Below are 18,336 nucleotides of genomic sequence, written 5' to 3' on the forward strand. Positions count from 1 at the left end.
AGATTCCGCCGGGCTCATAACCCGGAGATCGGTAGTTCAAATCTACCTCCCGCTACTTCTCTTGAAAACTACGCTCCGAAATTGTGGAGTGTATTTCCGGAATTGTGTGCTGAATAGGTGAATACTGGCTTCGAAAAGTGGGTGACTGACGGCTCAACTATCGGCCAACTCACCGAGTCTTTCAGCGACGGCCGACCCTACTGCGGACCGTAACGTCTTCCAATCGATGCTTCCCTGGTCGAGTCGGACGTACTCCTCTCGAACAACCATCTCGAACACACGTGCGTGAACTTCGGTAGTCGTGGCCGTTTTTCCGTGGGTCTCGATGGCTTCGATTGCCCGACTGATTCGTGCCTTGGTTACAAGGTCGTTGGAGACTGCTGTTGGCTCACCTTGGATTGGCTCATAGTTGCTCTTTTCGTCGACTACTATCTCTTGGATGAGTGCGGTTCCACCACGTCGGTTCTCGATAACCACACCTGCGGCAGGTCCGCTGTACCATGCAGATTCGGGAATCTCGAATCGCTCGGGATGGAAATCTCGGACGTTCACCTCTTTCTGGAAGGAGTTCATTGGCGTGAGTCCCAGACGTTCGAACACTCGTTCAGCTTTGTCGATGGGGAGGAGTCGCTCTTTGTCTTCGTTCCAGACGGCACGGCCAAGAAACGGTGGAATTCGGTCCCAGTCGTAGTCGATACCGACGTTACATGGTGCTACACCGAAGAAGACGTACGCTGACGGGTCGTCGACAGCGTCGTGGAACGCATCACGGTCGAACTGCTCTCGAACGTGCCGAACAGCATGTTCGTACGGCGGTGGTACGTCTTCGAAGACCCGTTCTCGGTCTCCGAAGACCAGAAGCCCCGACGGTTTCATCTGAAACCGCAACCGAGGTCCAACGACGTACTCACGGAGCCACAGATGACCACTCGACAGCAACTCTTCGGGGGCAGCTACGAGTTGAGGCGTCGATGGATACAGCTTCATGAATAGATACGACCACCTTCCACTGCGAGACAAATAGTCTTGGTCGTGTACGCTCTGTTCACCTCGTCCATGAACCGAAACGGGGTCGAACCGCGATTTTCGACATAATAGGAGTAGAAGAGATAGACCAAGTGGAACTGTTCAAACCTAAACCAACTCTACCCCTTAGAGGGCCTGTTCAACAACCTCCGTAGAAATAACGTCGTAATCAGCGTCCGTGGCGTCGTCAAGGAGACGGCTGCAGAGTGCTAAAATTTGGCGAACATTCCCTTGAGATCGCTGGAGAATCATATTCAAACTCTCTTCAGTAAATGGCCGAAGACCAGTCCCATCATCCTTGGACAGGCGTTCTAAGGCGAGATAATCTTCAATGAGATCGTACAGGTGATCGCTGGTTAATGGCTTGAGAGTCACCTCCTGACCGATACGCTCGCTAAATGCGTGATACTCGCTCATAACGTCCTGCCAGACTTCTGGAGCACAACCAAAGAGCAAGCAAAGTCCAGAACTATTCTGGTCCATGAGATGACGGACACTGTTGAGCGTCGCCTGCTCGTGTTTTGGGGATAGACGAGCGATGCTCTCGAACTCGTCTACAAAGACAAATACAGCCGTATACCCGAGTTCGAGGAGCATATTCTTGAGTGCAGTAAAGGCCCGGACACCCATTGTGTCGTCGTCGAGCGCACTGTGTATCTCCATCTCTTTGCGCTGCTCGTACCGAATTCCCTCTGCTGTGAGCCACTGCCAGGCGTAGAGGTTGGTATCTTCGTATATCATGTGGACAATCGCACGGGCAAAATCGGCGAATTTCGTGATATCGCTCAGTTGCCTGATTGCCTCTGGAACGATTTCGGGGAGTAAAACATCCCCTTCGTCGATGAGTGACCTCATCTCCACTGCACTCCCCGGTGACTCGTCAGTGCATTCTCGGGCGATCGACGCTAGATACTCGTACGACAAGTTCTGGAGATGGGTGAACCCAAGGTCGTAAACGAACTCGTGGTAGATATCGAGGAACCCTTCTCCCGGTTGGGCAACATAGCCCACAATCACGTCGTCGCGGTCTCGAAGTAATGAGCGCGTGTATTTCAGCGTGTGCGACTTTCCATTCCCATATTTCCCTGTGACCACGAGGTGCTTCGACTTGCCAGTCGACAGTACCGAAGAAACTGTTGAGCTGATCTTCTCCGATACATGATTCTGTCCACAGAATATTTCGGGGTTTTCTGCTGGGACCGGACTGTATGGGAATGGGTTTCCGCTGAGGCCGTATTGTGAGTAATCGCGCTGCTGGTCTGTGATGTTGAAGTTACTGGACATTAGTGTGTCTCCTGTTTGAATGAGATATCGCGTTCGTGGACCGCGAGATAGTAGTATTTCTTCCCGTACAATTCGACGCCTGCCATGACCCGCTGAGTTGACTGCGAAGTCGTGATTAGCGGGCCTTCGTCAGCGAGTTCGATTTGTTTGATTCCAAGCGTTGCATCCTTCGCACCGGTATCCATCGGTGCACCAGAGAGTTCGAGTTTCCCAACATTCTGCTGACATAGTTCGAGCACTGCTTCGTCGAAATCACGCCTTCGACAACCAATTCGTTCGCAGATCTCCTCCCGAAGTCGTGGAATCGAGAGGTAGCGTTGACGCAAGTTGATTCCTGCAGTCTGTTCGAGGGTGTCGTAGGCGTCTAGTAATATAAAGTGGAAGTTGCTTGGGACTTCAGTTCCCTTTGAGAGATAGTAATCACCGGTGAACGCATTCCGTTGAACACTCCCCAACCGCTCGGCCCAATCTCCAACAATCTCGATACCAGTTTGGTTAAACGAGTATGGAGTGTACTGCTGGGTCTCTTCAAGATGTTCTAAGAGCGATTCAAGGTCAGAGTGTTCCATTTCTTCGAGTGCTTGCAGAAATGCACCGTAATGCGGACTTCGGACAGCGAGAATCGAACTCGCTTTCATCCAGTTTTCTGCTCGAATTGCGTCCAAGAACGACTTCCCGATGCTTGTGGTTATGTAGACGAAGTCGTCATTATCCTCGCTTTCAGATAACAGTGAGATCCTCGTCGCCTCAAGAATAGTTTCTCGGGCTCTACGGTGGTTTACATCGAGGATGTCCGCAAGGTCCTCTGTTGACTTGAGTACGTCTTCACACGCGTAGGTGAGTTCTACAAGACGACTCAGAGTAACAGGGCGGATGGTCGGCCGTTCGTCGCTCATGTGAGCCTCCGAACCTGCTGTTTTGCAGTTGAGTAAGCACGTCTCGTCACCTCGTTACCCTGGAACCGGAGGTCCAGATAGTCCTCAATGTCGCGACCAGATTCAGCAACATACTCGAATCGACGCAATTCTGTCGCTAACGCCCAAAGATTGTGTTGGACTAACGCAGAACGGTCTTCTCGAATATCGTCTAATGTTCGAGTGCCACAAACCGGGCATGGACACGGGAGTCGCTCTAACCGCTCGATATCTTGGAGTTCTTCCCCGCCAAATCCAGGTATTAGATAATTTCTATTTCCTGCCCCGCGAATAAATGCAGATGAATCGAAACTATCAACACCAAGATAGAGAAGAAGTGGTTGGTACACGAGACCTCCAAGGCCGTACACGTGAAGGTGCTTGTCCGTAGACGTTCGTGCTGCTAAGATCAGTTTTGTGACTTTTTTGTAATCTGTCCGTATGGGGACCATACTCCCAAGCGCATAGCCATCAAATTCGCCGTACTTCTCTAGATGGGCGATGCAGTTTCGAACCGTTTCGGGGTCGTATCCGTGAACACTAGCGAATAACAACGCATCCCCAGAATGTTGATCACTCGCTTCGAGTGCATATTCGATGCTCTGATTGACACGGCGGTGGTTTTCCGCTGCACGATTCTCTCGAGAAAGGGGAATGTCAACCGTACCAAAAATATCTGCATCGAGTTGACGCTGTGCCGCAAGTGTTTTTTTTGGGGTAGTGTCGACTTGTCCTGAACTGAAGTCGAATCCGCCACTGTCTGCAAACACAATTGTTTCTTCGGGGACACGCATTTCCTCTCGGAGTGTCACGCCGTTCGTCAACCGCTCCCACATTGGTGTGCGGTTGCGTATTGCCCGTGTGTTGATCATCGCCACCGGCAAATCCGGTATTGACCCCACATACGGTGGTGTGTTGTCACTTGACCGTTTTCCGATATTCCGAACCGGAAAGAGAACAGGTGTGTTTAGTTTCCCGTGAGGGAGATCGATTGTTCGTCGTCTGTATAGCATACCTCCCACCCGGATAGGCTGTTAGCTTGCTTAGATATGAGCCAAATAGACAGAATTTTGCGAGAAGCAGACCCTTTGAAGGCTAATATTGTTCGAGTGCCGCTTGAGTCGGTGCTTCTTCCACCTTCCGACATAGCGTTTCGATTAGTCCGGGGTCTAGTACATCAATATCCCCAACACGTCGAGCGAAGTTTTTGAGGTATACCCCTTTCAGGCCGATGACAATTGTACCGTGATTTTTAGCGTCCTCTGTTCGGGCAGCAACGGACACGATGTTGTCGAATTGCTTGTCGACGATTTCCCGATTGAATACGACGCCAATCTGGTCTGCACGAATTCTCTGTATCATCGAGTCGATATCGATGCTGTTGTAGTAGTCCTTGCCAAGGGTGAAGAATACAACATCGAAGTCACCTTCGTCGAGGACTTTTTCGAGGTCTGGCCGAATTTGTAACTGCGAGGATCGGTCACGGATTTCGGCAACCTTCATCGAACTGAACGTCACTTCGTACGGTGGTAGCGATTCGTCCTCCGAAACTAATCCGAAACCGGCGCTGATGAAGTAGCGAGACACTTGATGGCCGTCATCTCTCAGTCTTCGGACTGCTTCGCTGACGTAGTTTTGTTGACGGCCAGTGTAGAGGTCACGGGCTGCGATAGCAGGAACATTATCTCCTTCTAGCAGTTCTTCTCGCGAGAATTTGAGCGTCTCCTCTGCGTCGAATACAGGCGCCCCATCCGGGAACTCCTTACTACCCGAACACTGGTCAACAACGAGAACGTTGAGCCCATTAGCGGGATTCGCTTCGGGAGCGTGCGGAATAAAGTCGTCACCAACAACGTAATCCTCGCCACATGTTTCGAGTACGTCTCTCCGAAGTGCAGCAGAATCAGCGAACGTGTGTAACTCGCAGTTGGTCGATTCGATACCCTCGGAGACTGCAGGGTCTACGTCACCATCTGGAGTGACGAGGAAGAGGTGTAGGTACCGCTGCGACTCCTCTTGCAGGTTATCCGCCATTCGAGTTGGCGCAAACGAGACACTGTTGTTGGTTTCTGTCCACCATTCAGAGACACCCTCAGCATCAAAGACACCGATTTCGGCGACAGGAAGGTCGTGGACCTGTTTCCAGAACTCCGGTTCCTCACTTCGGAGGTAGGATTCGATTGTGTCGTACTTGCTGAGTCCCGCCGAACCCTGAATCGCGATGAGGATTTTCGGAATCGCATCGGTGAATTCATCGTAGAAGCGGCGTGTGTTGTGGAACCCACGGCGCCTGTTTCGATCGTTTCCGCGGAAGATGCACACCTCAACTCCGTGCTCCTCACAAATCGGACATTCACATTTCTCCCACGGGCGATTAGCAAGTGTTCGCTGGTAGGCCTCCAGCAAGTCGTCATCGCCAATCCACGTGGCATAGTCTTTGACGACAGCCCAAATCTCATCGTATGGGTCCGAACCTGCTTCGTCGACGAGATTAGGCGTTCGCGGAAAGTTGGAAAACTCGTCTTCAGCAGTGTTCAGAAGTTCCTCGTACTCAGCGAATGGGAGTGGGTTTTCTGGGCCGTCCTTTCGCAGGAGTTTCACAATCTTCCCTCTCAGGATGCCGCTAAAGCTAGCCTGTAATTCGCGAGCGTACTCGAAGTCATCACGGAGGACTTCTTCAATGTCCCCGAGGAGCGATAGGTCATATTGATCGTCGAGGCGGTGTTCTCGAAGGTACTCACGAGTTTTTGGAAGGATACTAACTGCCTTCTCATGCCAGGCGTGGACAGCATCCGTAATTGACTCCTCAGCATCGTATGCACGTAAGGCAACGAGCGTCTCTCGTCCACGGAGTGATTTTTGGACAGCCTCGCCCAACGAATCACGGTTTGATGGATACCGAACACGAATCGCATCGTAGCGCTCGTCGTGATCGAGTCGGTAGTTGTCGCCACCGGTCCACGCCGAACGGAGCATGCTTGCGCTGTCGAAACTCGTCATTCCAGAGCGCCCAACAGTATCGAATCCTTCAGTCTTTGCGAACCCAAAAACGTGTGTATCGATGCGTCGGGTGTGTTCACGCTCGAATTCTTTAACAGACTTGCCGACGCTTTTGACAATTTTTCTGACGTCGTGGATTGGACTGCCTGCGACCCCGCCGATTCCGACGTAGTCGTATCCAATCCCGAGAACGTGTTCGAGTGCCTCAACGTAGGATTCTGGGTCCCACCCCTGGATAGCGACCATCAAACGGAACGAGTAGTCGTCTGCGTGGTACTGGTCGTACATCTCCTGCGCGTTGTTGAGCGTGAGCTCGTACCGGAACGCTGCATCGTCAGCACGATAGACTGCACGCGAATCTTCTGCTAACTCAGAGAGAACAACATCAACGTCGCCCTCAAAATCAGACTGCGTAAATGGAGTAACGGAAGCATCTGTGCGAATGCTTGGCTCATATTCACCGACGTAACTTGGCCACTCATCGGGCCACTCGTCGATCATCAAATCTACGACGTCAGTTATCTTGTCTGGTATGTCGGACTTCGAAAAACCGTCACCAAGAGCACGTTTGTCGAGATAGAGACGCCCCTTGTCTTTTCCAGACCCCAAGACGAGATGGTCGATGGTGACGCCAACAGAGACTTTGAGTGTCTCGTAGAATTCCAACATCTCTGCGTTGTCGTACGGGGGGAACGGGAGAGATTTGTAGCCCCACGCACCGCAGTCGCTGATGGTCGGGAGCCAGTCTGGGATAGAGAGAACTGGGTCGTCGTAAACGCCGTGCTTGCGCAGTCGCTCAGATTTCCGGATCGATTCTTCGACCTGTTCTCGGGAAATCAGAACCCCATCGATTGGAGTGGTGTCGTACTCGAAAATATCCCAGATATAGCTGAGTTCACGCTCAGTCCGGTCGACAGTAGAGAGTTCGTCGTGCTCGAAATCATAGTGAGCATCGACAGCGTCGTCCCATTCTGGAACGTAGAATCGCACAGATTAGATCACCTTGTTAGTCATAATACCATCTCACCTTATGTATGTCTCTTTCTCTTCTTCTGGACGGTAGAGGACATGATGAGGATTCTTCAGGTGTTCTTTCAAGATTCTGTAGAGAAGGACACTTCGGATATATTGACCCAGAATTGAGAGACGTATCTAGGATTCAGACAGCTGAGTGAACCATCTAATGACTCCGGTAGCAGAAGCGAGACAAGCGTATTGATTTACTTTTGGTGTAACGACTACCTCCTTGCTCCGCTCGTCATACACGATGAGTTCATGATTAGCCATCCTCGGAAGATGATTTTGGATGAGGCCGTTGTAAGCTGATTCGTACTCACTAGTGGTCACTCGACTCGGTGGTGTGCCGGTTTCAGCACCGCGGATTACTCGTGCGACGTGCCGAACGCTCACTCTCGTTCCACATTCGAACAGAGAAAGGTAACGGACAACGAGTAATCGACGTCGATTGCCTAGCAAACTGAAGATGTCGGCCTCACTTATCTCGTCTACTCGAAGACTCATCTCTGACAACCTCCCGGTCGGATGGGCGGTCTACTTCGATATTCTAGGTGTGTCGGTACTACTGAAACAGTCCAATTCGAAATTTTTTGGATAGTCATTGGTACGCCTCCACCCGTTGGAGGCGTCAAAAAAACGTATACGCAGAACACCAGTCGGGAATGTTCGATGGACCTGTTGAGATTATCAACAAATAACACAAACTGTGTGCTGTATAGATGTCTATCTTGGCGCCACCAATTATGGTAGTAGATTGAGATAAAGAGACTAGAATGGACGTCCTATCTTGGAATGTACAAGGCGCATTTCCGAAGTACACGCCGATTGAACGGATCGAAGACCAGGTTCAATACATCGAAGAGAACGCGAACTGTCCAGACATTATCGCACTCAACGAGGTCAGTCGGTATCGGCGTGACATGTGGATAAAAGAATTGAGAGAGGTTGGATATTCAGAGATCGTACACACGCTCGACTGGGCTGAGGAATTAGGGGAAAGCGATATCCCACCACATCAAGACTACAGCCACGTGAACGGGAATCTCACTGCCGTTCACGACGAATTCAGAGGGGAAAACCTCACCCGGTTGCATCCGAGTATTCGGTATGGTCCGTGGGATGGTTCGGATCTGAAGGATTGGTCCACTAATCTCCCAGAGAAAATCCTTCATACCGAGATTGAAGTCGAAGACTCAACACTCGAGATTTGGAACGTCCGCGCAGTTCCAGGGAGTATGCATGGCGAGGAGAAGGTCAAGATTCTCGAGAACACATTTCACAGGGTCTTGAAGGGGAGCAAGTCTCCGTGCATCCTGACTGGCGATTTCAATGCACCTGATAGAGAGCTATCGGATGGAACCACCATCCCATGGCGGCATGAGAAAGAGGGAGAAGTTGCTCGTCGCTGGGGAGAAGCAGAGCTGAATATCCTCACTGGGCTGGAAGAGAAGGGAATGGTGGATGTGTTTCGAGAACAGCATGGGTATGGTGACCTCGATATTTTGGACGTAAGTCACGCCACGCAAACAGATGACCCATTAGCAGTCTCACCAGGGGAGATTGAAGGGAAACGATTTGACCATATGATCGCATCTACTGAATTGAACCCGCAAGCATGTATTTACGATCAGGAAGGCTTCGCCTGTAGCGACCACGCCCCGATGATCTCTACGTTTGGTTTGTAGTCTAACGAGTACCGATTCCCGATACGAAACCAATATTCAGCACGGACTCATCAAACGCTCACTGAAGAGAGTTCTCGCCAGGGTCAAATCAGTCTATTCAGCAGAATCACTAGTCTTGATCCAATAGTTCAGCAATCACTTCCTCGAGACACAGTGTCGACAAATGGCTGACCGCGTCAGTCGGATCAGGGCCAGCTAATTCGTCGAACGGGACAGGCGATTCGAACTGCGTTGCAATGCTCCACGGACAGAGGTCGAAGTCTGCCTGGAGAGCAGTTGCTGCCTCATACGAGTCGTACTGCTCAGCGACTGATCGATAGTCCTCGAAGTGTTCACTTACGAAATCTCGAACCTCCGCTGCAGACTCAAAATGAATCGTGCCGGAATGATGTCCACTCATGTTTCAACTCGATGGTTGTTCAAGACTTGAAGCTTCGGTAGCGGTTACAATGATATCACTGGACTCGGTTAATGTATCCCGATGGCTTCGAATCGTTGCTACGGACACGTTCGCTACTCGACTGACTTCTGACTGTGTAAGGTGTAAATCTGCATCACAACTCGCTTTGTACAGGCACGCACCTGCGAAACCAGATGGGTTGAGGCCCGTCGTGAGACCTACAGCCTCTGCTTTCATTGCTAAATCACGTGCTCGTCGACGGGGGCTCTCTGGGATTTTGAGTTCGGACGCAAGTCGAGGAACGAACTCACTCGGACGAATCGGTTGTATTGGAAGGCCAAGTTCTGTATTCAACGTTTGGTATGCGTTTGTCACCCTCGACCGCTCAACACGCGCTAATCCCGCAACGTCGGGTAGCGTTCGAAGTACGGCATTACATCGGCAGGCCCCATAGACACAACCTGCTGCAATTGCCTCGATTGACCGACCACGAAGTAGGTCCTCGTTCTGGGCACTGCGGAAGAGTCGACAAGCCTGGTCACGAGTCGATTCGGACAACTCAAGAGCGCCTGCAATACGACGTACTTCACCCAATCCATGAGCAAGATTCGCTTCAGCTTTCGACTGGAACCGTCCACGGGACTGTTCACGACGCAATCGAGCAATCTGTTGCCGTTTCTTCCCGGAAAGAGTCCGCCCTGAGGCATCTCGTTTGTAACCGATTTCGGATGAGAGGCCACGGTCATGCCGGGTCGGCGTCAGTGGGGCACCAGTTCTTCGTTGACTCTCCTCGTCCCCTGCAGTGAATCGCCAATCTGGGCCATGGTCAATTTGATACTCGTCGATGACGAGTCCACACTCCTCGCAGAGGGTTTCGAGCGTGTTTGTTCTCACGCAACCGCCGCAATCTGGGCAGGTGTTGTTCGTGCTAGCCGGTACATCCTCGTCGAAGCCACTCTCGTAGATATCTCTCGTTGCCATTGGTCATCTGCAAGGCACTCTTTGTGCGCCCCGCACCCCTTCAGGGAAAATAAAATACTGCGGTCGTTGCGCTACTGTCCGACCGATTCGACAACAGACTCACTCAGGGAGTTCACGTCGGCCACTGTCAACACACGCCCAGCACGGGAAGTAGTCATCAAGAACGTCACAGTCGCAATCTTCAGGTTTTGAGTCGTCGTCAACTTCGGGTTCCGGTTGTTCGTTACTCACTACACCTCCGTCTGCGACCATCTGTATTCGCTCGACAGCATCGACGATCGGACGCCGAATAGCAACGGCGACGCGGTGTTTGCACGGGCCAGTGTACCTCTCATCAGCAGGGCACTCACACGCTGTCGGTACACCGTCGACCATTCGTACGTTGTATTCATGATTTTCGGGGTCGGCGTAGCTCGCATTACGGACAAGCACATCACCGTCGAACAGTGAGAATTCGAATGCCTCGTATTGGGCTCGTTTCAGGACGCGCTTCGTTGGATCGAGTCTTGCAAGTAGGGATTCGGACATGGTTTTTCGAAGCGCCCAGTATAGAGCGCCTCACGCACTGAGGCGCTAATAAATCAACAGGCCACTGCAGTTCAGACTCAATCTAGTAAGCGCCAGGGTATACGATCTCCATTGGAACACCAAGTTTCTCGTCGTTTTCGGGGTCCTCAGGGAGCGCTGGATAATCGGCCTTGTCACTACGTGGTTGCAAGTCTATCAGTTGTGCAGTGTGTGCAAGCACCGCAGCGTCGATGACGTCGTCGATACGGCCTTTCGAAATCCGGTCGTGCCATTCAGCACCATCACGTCGTTCATTGACAACTGATTTGACTGTTTCAAACAGGTCACTACCGTTGTCAAGTACGTCCAAGCGTTCATCAATACCACCATCACCACCCTTGGACGAGAGTTCCTTACCGTCTAATGCTGCGTAGCAAACCTCGGGATGGCTCTCGAATATTTTGTCTCGTGCCTCTTCGTGATCTTGGAGGAAAACGTCGACTTCACGGATTCGAGGGAACAACCACCAACTCTGGCTACCTAAGGAGTCACCATTTTTCGACCGGGCATCATTGTAATCGTCGGTCTCGACGACGTCACGTGAAGGAATCGAGAAGACCGTACTTGACCGACTACTGAGCATCTCGCTGGCTTCTTGATCACAGACTCTCGTTTCCGTTTCTGGAAGCCCAATCGGGATGTCGACAAGTATCGATTGCACATCCTCGTTCTTTCCGTGTTCGTACCATACGTTGAAAACCGATGGCTCAGTGGTTACGTAGGTCTCGTCACCTGTTTTGACTACCAGCCAGCAACTACCTGCCCAATCCACACCGATGTAGGAAGTCATACAGGAACGACTCAACAGAGGTACATAAATGCGATATCAATCTGCCCACGGATTACTCATCAGTTGGAGATTGTGAGCAGACTGCGGTACTTGCAGCATTGGTGATGAGCTAGGATCAGCGTTAACTATAGATACCATTCGTCGCGCCAGTAGCCAGAAGTCCTATTTAGTCAAACTGTCTCCACGAGTATTGAGGCGATCTAAGTGCCCACATCTCCGTTTTTGGGTTTAGCTTTTCTTGACTATCGACACCGTACTCTGTGAGGATTCCAGCATTCACGAGGAAGGCCTTGTACTGAAATATTGTATTCGTATGGTAAATCGATTTTTCCTCAAATATCGACGGACGAATGTCCCCATCTGAATCAAATACTTCACCGTCAGAAAACTCGGTGCTCATCTTTCGTTGATTCACAAAGAGTTCAACAGCGAGGTCAGGACTCCTGGATGCCAGTTCCTTTGCAACGAGTTCCAGTGATGGCTCTGTTTCGGTAATTTCCATCAAATGATTAATTACGTCGATGAGTTCTCTCGTGCCCGGGTACTCGAGAACAACCCACCGCGCCATGAGTCCCAGTATGGGTTCCATTTGGATCAGGGGCTTCGCCTTCCGTCGGAGTCTTTTGACTACTTCAAGAACCTCGATGAGACTACCATATGCGTCGATCAGCGCATGAACGACAGTTTGTCCGAGCGGAGTGAGTTTTCCGCCGTCTACGCCGTCCACAATAAGGCCCAGAGAACGTGCGTCTAGTCGACAGTCTGCCACAGATGAAATCACGTATTCTTCACAGAGAGCATCCGTCTCGCCATCTGCTGCCACACAAACCGCATACCCGAGTGGGTTCTTTGGGCTATTCTTCGTTAATTTGGTCAGTTCTGGTGTCCCGATTTGGGCATTGTAGCGAATACGGTCACCAATCGGAACTGCCGCTGCTGCGGCGATTCGAGGCGTTTCCTCTACGGTCACAGTACCATCAGATTCGACACCGAGTAACCCAACGTTGAGATCGCTCGCTAACTGTTTGTGCCACCGTTCGATGTCGGATTTCGGTACGGCAGCAATAGAGATATTCACCTCTTCGAAATGACGATGGGCTTGAGAGATTGCCTCGGAAATCGCTGCTGAATTGCTTGTCTTTCCCTTGGCTTCGATCGCAGCAAGTGGGGGAGACATGAGGTTGATATCCCCAACCGTATGATAGCTCGATTCTGTTGGGAGAGCCACTAACATATCGGGCTCACCAGTCGAAAGACGAATTGGAGCCATCGGTTCTAGACGTTCTCGAACGTCGGTAGGAACGGGTGTCAAACCCCAATTAGTTACTGCGAACTGAGTGTCGACAACTGCATGGCCTTCAGTCGATTCTGTCGGCAATAGATACTCCTTAGAATACATCAAGACGGCAGGTTCGATGAGTGTCGATAGGGGAGATGGCATCTTCTATAGAAGAATATTGTAGGTGTAAATAACCTATCCGTCAAGTGGTCCGTTTGAACAAATCTCGAGATATTGGCTGAATCGTCTTAGGTCAGCGTCACCACAACATACGTATCCAAATTCCCGAGGTCGTGGCTGCGCGCACAGCGTCGGTGGCGACAACGTCGCCGGCGCGAGCACGGAGCGGTGGGTGGGGAGGAGTGGTCTGGGTTGGTGGACTCACAAAAAAGAAAACAGCCGCTTGCGACGCCTACTCAGCCCACCACGCCTCGCGCTCTGGGAACGAGAGTTCCGACCATCCCGTCGCAGCCACTGAGACGCGACCCCCATACCAACTCTTCGCGACGTTCCGCATCGTCACACGCTCGCCTTCTCTCACAACCGGTTGGTCCGACTTGGCCCAGACAGTGAACTTTGTTCTCCCAGTCTCGTCCTCGATGAGTCCCACCTGCTGAATTGCGCTATTCGACGACCCCCACAACTGCGTCACCGTTCCAGAGATTGAGACCTCTCGACGACTCACCTCACTGACCGCCGCAATCGGAATCACCTGACTTGGTGCCTGTTGCAACTCTTCGAACACGCCGACCACCGCGCTCATCATCGACTTTCCTTCTGCGACCTCTTCGGCCAATCTTCGGCTAATCGCCGACCGCGACCATCCATCGAGTTTCGTCAGTAATCGCGCTGCCTCCCGGTTCACTTCGCCCAATTGTTCAACTGAGAGTTGCTCACGCGGGTCTGCCTCATCGGGGTCGGCCCACCGATTCACACATCCGGCACGCTTCTTGAACTCTCTCGTTGCTTCGATGCTCATCTGTTCTGCCACAGTCGCCGTCCGTTCCTCCCGGTTCGACGTTTGCCTCCGGTCCCACCGAGTTTTCGTCTGTTCAATCTCCCACTCACGCGCTTCCATCCGCTCTTCTTCTGCGAGGGTCAGTCCCCGTCCTTGGGCTTCCGGGTTGTTCAGGTCAACTTTGGCTTGAATTTCGAGTTCAACCGTGGCTCGGAACTCAGGCGTCTCATCAACCACGTCGTCGACGACTGCTCGGGGGTGTTCGGAGTGCGAAACTTCATTACCGATTTGCTTCTTAGTACTCATTGTAGTTCGGAGGCGCCTACTCAGCGTCTTCTTCCGACACCACGACTCTCCAGCTGTGGCTCTCTCACTGACCTCTACCAACTGATTCTGCGCACGCCTTTCGCGCCTTCACGAGCGCCCGCAGGGCGCGGAAGGCGTGCGCTCGACGATGGGACACCAGCCAGCACCGCGCGCAACGCCCTGCCCGGAGCGAGCGGCCAGCACACAAGCCGGTTTCGCGTCCGACGACCGAGTCTACGAGGGCGTCGTGACCGATAGCGTGCTTGGTGCTGGCGCACCGGGATGTTGCGAGTGAAGCGAGACGCGACTACCAGGAGCGGCTCGTCGCGAACAGCGAGCAACGCGAGTCGTGAGCACGGAGGGCACAGGGCGGCGAGCGGGGCGTGCCGTAGAGAAACACCGTTCAACCACTCTCGACGCTTAGTGACACAGCCGACATCCTGGCGGACTCAGAAAGGGCGAGGCCGTCTCGGTCGTCCCCCGGCCCCGCAAGCACCGCAGGCACGAGGAGCGCAGCGGTGGTCGCGGGATGCCGAGCGGCCGAGGGCTTTCATCCGGTATGCTGACGTCCTCGACAGAGCCAGGCATCTGTTGCAATATACCGAACTGATTTATATATTGATTCGTTAGTATGCAACAGTATGCTCACAGAAGGCGAAGTTCGCGCCCTCACTGCCCTCCACGGTGAGCAGACGGTCTCTGAGCTCGCAACGAATCTCAATCGGAGTCTCAGCTACATCTCAGAACTCGTCGAGCGGCTCGAAACGGCTGGCCTCGTCGAGACACACCGACAGGGGAAAACAAAGCGGATTCGACTGTCGGACGCAAAGGCCCTCGAGTTACTCAGGAACTTCACACAGCAGTATTCACACATCGACTGGCCGGAGCTGTTGTCAGGGGCAGCCCTCCGTGTGTGCTACTACCTCGACACCCCACGGACCGCGACCGAACTCGCACGCCGCGCCGACGTCCACCGAAGTACCGTCCACCGTACGCTTGCCCCGCTTCAGCATCGCGGAATCGTCTACCAAACTGACGACGGGGCGTACGCACTGAACGACGGCTTCGAACAGCTGAGCGTATTCGCTCGTGAGCTTGCCCATCACGTCCACCGTCAGACTGTCGAAGCACAGACCGACACCTACACGATTCTGTGGGAGTCCCTCGACGAGTTCCTTGTCCAGACGCCGACTGAGATCACCGACGAACACTTCATTCCGACAGGACCAGACCAATTCCAGCGATACGGTCTCCCGCTGTTGGCACGTGATCGTCGATACTACCTCTATTCGGAAGCGACGAGCGAGCTCTCCCCGGAGATGTTGTGCTGTCACATGCTCGTGATTGATTCCGGCCCACGAACGCAGTCATACTGCCTGCTCCTGCTCAGTCACGTCGACATCGACCGTGGCGAACTTCTAGCCCAAGCCACCAAGTACGGCGTCGACGACGTCGTCGACGACCTCTACACGTATCTCGACACCAGCGGTGCCCAGCGGACGTCCCGACTTCCCGAGTGGGAGGACTTCCAGGAACTGGCTGAGGAGTACGGGGTGACGCTATGAGGGCGAGGTTTGATAGTTCGTACATCCGGTCGGAACTCGAGCGCATCGGCCAGCAACTGGACAACCCACTCACCGTCTTCTTGATTGGCGGTGGGTCGATGGCGTTTCGTGGACTCAAAGAGACGACCAAAGACATCGACCTCATCGTCTCCTCCGGCGATGATCTGAGTCAGCTACAGGCGGTGCTCATTGAGCTGGGATACGAGATCGTCCGGGAACCGGACGAAGAGTACGAAGAACTTGGTGCCCAGCGTATCCTCGAGAACGATGACGGGTGTCGCATCGACGTTTTCAACCAGCAGGTGATCGGCAAGCTGATTCTGTCTCCAGGCATTCGTGAGCGGAGCGAACGGTATCTCGACCCGGAGAATCTCGTGGTCGAGCTCGTGAGTCCAGAAGATATCTTCCTCTTCAAAGCGGTTGCCGGTCGGGTGGACGATATCGAGGATATGTTCTCGTTGATGCAGACCGGCCTCGAGTTCGACGTCGTCGAAGCGGAACTCGAGACGCAGGTCGAACTCTTGGACCAAGAACTGTTCGTGACGTACGTCAACGAAGCGTTGACCGATCTCACCGAACAACACAACGTGACGACACCGTTGCACGACCCCGTTGCGGAGATTACCGAACGCGTCTACGAGGAGCTTGAAGTGCTTCACGCGCTTGACGAACCCAAGTCGATGATTGACCTGGAACAGGAACTCGACTGGCCTGTAGCGGACGTACAGGAGATTGTGAGACGTCTGGAAGAGAAAGACGCAATCACGGTGACCGATGGGTGCGTAGAACGTTGCTCAACAACTATCTGACCGCGAAGTTGAGAAGAGATACCGAGCGGGCTTGGGCATTCTATCCGTTCCGTCATGAGTTAGAATCGCGCTCGGTTGTCACGCCACCTCCGTTGGACTTCTATCGTTTCCGGGGAATTAACATAGTAAGTTGATAAGTGCAGGGTATGGTATCTGATGTGATTATTAGCGCATTCGTCGGTGGTGTTGCCGGGTCAGCCATCACCGCCATTACTCAAGTCTACACCACGAATAAACAGCAAAAGGCTGAAACAAAGCGCCGACATGCGGAGTTTTACGCGGGGCCCAAGGTCAAAACGCTAACAGATCTCCACTCTGCACTTGATGAATGTCATCGTACCATTGAAGACTACTATAAAAGAAACAACGAGTCAGTGAGCAGAGATGACTATCACGAGGAAGTAGTCTCTAATCTTAACGAGTATGAACAACTACTGACCAGGGCAGGAATTTATCTGAATGATGATGAGAAGGAGAAGATGGAGAACGCCCTTCGTGAATTTCGGTTAGGCGTTATGTCTATTCAGGATAAAGCAATTCCTGACGGTCAAGAACCAAGGGAGATAGACTGGGAGAGTCTTGATGCCGCCAATGACGGTGCAAGAGGTGTGTTACAGGGGCAGATGGGTGAACCAATTAAAAACATAGAATCGTGAAGCTTAGTCCATTGACTCTCACGGCCTGTGGAGTCAAAAGAGAGGCCCTTCCCTTCTAGTTAATAGAGATGTCGAGTTGGGATATTAATCCACCACCTATCCCAGATTCACACTCCGAACTGTACCTATTCACTTAGGTGATCATCACAAACTAATACTCCGTTGGCCGCTGGAGCGTAGGTAGACTTGTTGGGGTTCTCTGGATGAGGCTTCACCGCATTAAGTGCATAATCCGGAGAGTCGTCACAGACAACACATGTCTCAGAAACCTCCTTCCACTGGTAGATGTCTGGATTTTCACAGTCCAAGCAAAGCCCGTCAATGAGTTCTCTAGATTCAAATTCTACAACTGAATAGTGTGTAGTGTCGTTTCCACAGGCGATGCAAGTCAGACTCTCAAACTCAGGAACTTGGCCAGTCGTTGTCATCAAATCAAAATTATTTTTTGGGGAAGTAATAGGTTACCTTTTGTGAACTTCTCCACCGATCGACTCATACGCACCTCACCTACAAAGAGGTCCTTCGTGGATTTCAACAGAACCAGAGTGTAGAAACCAGTATAAGTGCAGTTCTCTTAACCAACAAGTCTGATATTTGGTTGTTGTTTGTTGGTTAAGGTTGCCGATTGTAGAGTCGCCGTGCTAGCTTCACACAGAACACATCGTACGCCGCAACAGGAACACTGTGACTACGGTCGGTCACAATCGATCCCGTCTGCGAAAGCCGATTAACCAATTCGCTGCGAACGGATTCCCGACTAATTGTCGTCTCATGCCACCCCAAACGTTCGTCGTAATGGCGCTTGTAGAAGGTCTCTGCAACGCCATCAGTTGCGATGAACTGCGTTCATTTTGTTCCCAACGCGCTCGATGAGACGTACTCCGCACCAACGTCCTCGTGAGTGAGTTCTACGAGAACGCATTCGACAAACGCGACAATCGAAGTTCGGTGGCGGTCGTTTGGGACAGCCAGTCGGAGGTTTGACCACGGAGAGTTAGATAGATCCGGATTGCTCAGCAGTCGATCGTTACTACGTGTGTGTTGCTGTTGCTCGGAATGCATACGTTGTCTCCAGGGACAGAAGTTGCCCCGTCACCCC

The 18,336-nt window shown here is 52.3% G+C and carries 17 protein-coding genes and 1 pseudogene; 5 read left to right on the top strand and 13 right to left on the bottom strand.

Annotated features, from left to right (window positions below):
- Positions 1 to 153: 153 nt before the first annotated feature.
- The 6 genes from ACFQJC_RS17185 to ACFQJC_RS18315 form a co-directional block, all read right to left on the bottom strand.
- Positions 154 to 876 (bottom strand): hypothetical protein, encoded by a 723-nt coding sequence (locus ACFQJC_RS17185; RefSeq protein ID WP_390225919.1) that lies wholly within the window; start codon positions 874 to 876, stop codon positions 154 to 156.
- 276 nt (positions 877 to 1,152) lie between these two features.
- Positions 1,153 to 2,310: a BREX system ATP-binding domain-containing protein gene (locus ACFQJC_RS17190; protein WP_390225767.1), complete on the bottom strand. Its 1,158-nt coding sequence runs from the start codon at positions 2,308 to 2,310 to the stop codon at positions 1,153 to 1,155.
- Positions 2,310 to 3,206, bottom strand: coding sequence for a hypothetical protein (locus ACFQJC_RS17195; RefSeq protein WP_390225769.1), 897 nt, complete (start codon positions 3,204 to 3,206; stop codon positions 2,310 to 2,312). The genes ACFQJC_RS17190 and ACFQJC_RS17195 overlap by 1 nt, the downstream gene beginning before the upstream one ends.
- On the bottom strand, positions 3,203 to 4,237 hold the full coding sequence (locus ACFQJC_RS17200) for a tRNA-guanine transglycosylase (RefSeq protein WP_390225771.1): 1,035 nt from the start codon (positions 4,235 to 4,237) through the stop codon (positions 3,203 to 3,205). Before ACFQJC_RS17200 ends, ACFQJC_RS17195 begins: the two co-directional genes overlap by 4 nt.
- A gap of 82 nt (positions 4,238 to 4,319) precedes the next feature.
- On the bottom strand, positions 4,320 to 7,214 hold the full coding sequence (locus ACFQJC_RS17205; protein ID WP_390225773.1) for a queuine tRNA-ribosyltransferase tRNA-guanine transglycosylase: 2,895 nt from the start codon (positions 7,212 to 7,214) through the stop codon (positions 4,320 to 4,322).
- Between the two features lie 162 nt (positions 7,215 to 7,376).
- Positions 7,377 to 7,745 (bottom strand): DUF7344 domain-containing protein, encoded by a 369-nt coding sequence (locus tag ACFQJC_RS18315; RefSeq protein ID WP_465261528.1) that lies wholly within the window; start codon positions 7,743 to 7,745, stop codon positions 7,377 to 7,379.
- A gap of 269 nt (positions 7,746 to 8,014) precedes the next feature.
- Between ACFQJC_RS18315 and ACFQJC_RS17210 the strand changes: the two genes are divergently transcribed.
- Complete coding sequence (locus ACFQJC_RS17210; protein WP_390225775.1) at positions 8,015 to 8,926, top strand: endonuclease/exonuclease/phosphatase family protein; 912 nt, start codon at positions 8,015 to 8,017, stop codon at positions 8,924 to 8,926.
- A 403-nt stretch (positions 8,927 to 9,329) separates the two neighbouring features.
- Here the strand turns inward: ACFQJC_RS17210 and ACFQJC_RS17215 are convergent, their stop codons facing one another.
- The 5 genes from ACFQJC_RS17215 to ACFQJC_RS17235 form a co-directional block, all read right to left on the bottom strand.
- Entirely contained in the window at positions 9,330 to 10,307 is a 978-nt protein-coding gene (locus tag ACFQJC_RS17215; RefSeq protein ID WP_390225777.1) for a transcription initiation factor IIB, read from the bottom strand.
- 99 nt (positions 10,308 to 10,406) lie between these two features.
- On the bottom strand, positions 10,407 to 10,835 hold the full coding sequence (locus ACFQJC_RS17220) for an SWIM zinc finger family protein (RefSeq protein WP_390225779.1): 429 nt from the start codon (positions 10,833 to 10,835) through the stop codon (positions 10,407 to 10,409).
- A gap of 82 nt (positions 10,836 to 10,917) precedes the next feature.
- Entirely contained in the window at positions 10,918 to 11,664 is a 747-nt protein-coding gene (locus tag ACFQJC_RS17225; RefSeq protein ID WP_390225781.1) for a DUF429 domain-containing protein, read from the bottom strand.
- A gap of 166 nt (positions 11,665 to 11,830) precedes the next feature.
- Entirely contained in the window at positions 11,831 to 12,898 is a 1,068-nt protein-coding gene (locus ACFQJC_RS17230; RefSeq protein ID WP_390225783.1) for a hypothetical protein, read from the bottom strand.
- Positions 12,899 to 13,355: 457 nt separating this feature from the next.
- Positions 13,356 to 14,207 carry a DNA-binding protein gene (locus ACFQJC_RS17235; protein WP_390225784.1) on the bottom strand — a complete coding sequence of 284 codons (852 nt, stop codon included), beginning with the start codon at positions 14,205 to 14,207 and terminating at the stop codon, positions 13,356 to 13,358.
- Between the two features lie 148 nt (positions 14,208 to 14,355).
- On the opposite strand from ACFQJC_RS17235, the gene ACFQJC_RS17240 reads away from it, so the two are divergent.
- The 4 genes from ACFQJC_RS17240 to ACFQJC_RS17255 all read left to right on the top strand — a co-directional run bounded on the left by ACFQJC_RS17240 (position 14,356) and on the right by ACFQJC_RS17255 (position 17,237).
- Positions 14,356 to 14,502 carry a hypothetical protein gene (locus ACFQJC_RS17240; RefSeq protein ID WP_390225786.1) on the top strand — a complete coding sequence of 49 codons (147 nt, stop codon included), beginning with the start codon at positions 14,356 to 14,358 and terminating at the stop codon, positions 14,500 to 14,502.
- A gap of 346 nt (positions 14,503 to 14,848) precedes the next feature.
- On the top strand, positions 14,849 to 15,772 hold the full coding sequence (locus ACFQJC_RS17245; RefSeq protein ID WP_390225788.1) for a helix-turn-helix domain-containing protein: 924 nt from the start codon (positions 14,849 to 14,851) through the stop codon (positions 15,770 to 15,772).
- On the top strand, positions 15,769 to 16,581 hold the full coding sequence (locus ACFQJC_RS17250) for a DUF6036 family nucleotidyltransferase (protein WP_390225790.1): 813 nt from the start codon (positions 15,769 to 15,771) through the stop codon (positions 16,579 to 16,581). The genes ACFQJC_RS17245 and ACFQJC_RS17250 overlap by 4 nt, the downstream gene beginning before the upstream one ends.
- A 146-nt stretch (positions 16,582 to 16,727) precedes the next feature.
- Positions 16,728 to 17,237, top strand: coding sequence for a hypothetical protein (locus tag ACFQJC_RS17255; protein WP_390225792.1), 510 nt, complete (start codon positions 16,728 to 16,730; stop codon positions 17,235 to 17,237).
- A gap of 125 nt (positions 17,238 to 17,362) precedes the next feature.
- Here the strand turns inward: ACFQJC_RS17255 and ACFQJC_RS17260 are convergent, their stop codons facing one another.
- Positions 17,363 to 17,665 (bottom strand): hypothetical protein, encoded by a 303-nt coding sequence (locus ACFQJC_RS17260; RefSeq protein ID WP_390225793.1) that lies wholly within the window; start codon positions 17,663 to 17,665, stop codon positions 17,363 to 17,365.
- A gap of 184 nt (positions 17,666 to 17,849) precedes the next feature.
- A pseudogene (locus ACFQJC_RS18320) lies at positions 17,850 to 18,299 on the bottom strand (DUF8030 family protein).
- Positions 18,300 to 18,336: the final 37 nt, after the last annotated feature.

The organism is Haloferax namakaokahaiae (assembly GCF_042663225.1).
GTDB classification, from domain to species: domain Archaea; phylum Halobacteriota; class Halobacteria; order Halobacteriales; family Haloferacaceae; genus Haloferax; species Haloferax namakaokahaiae.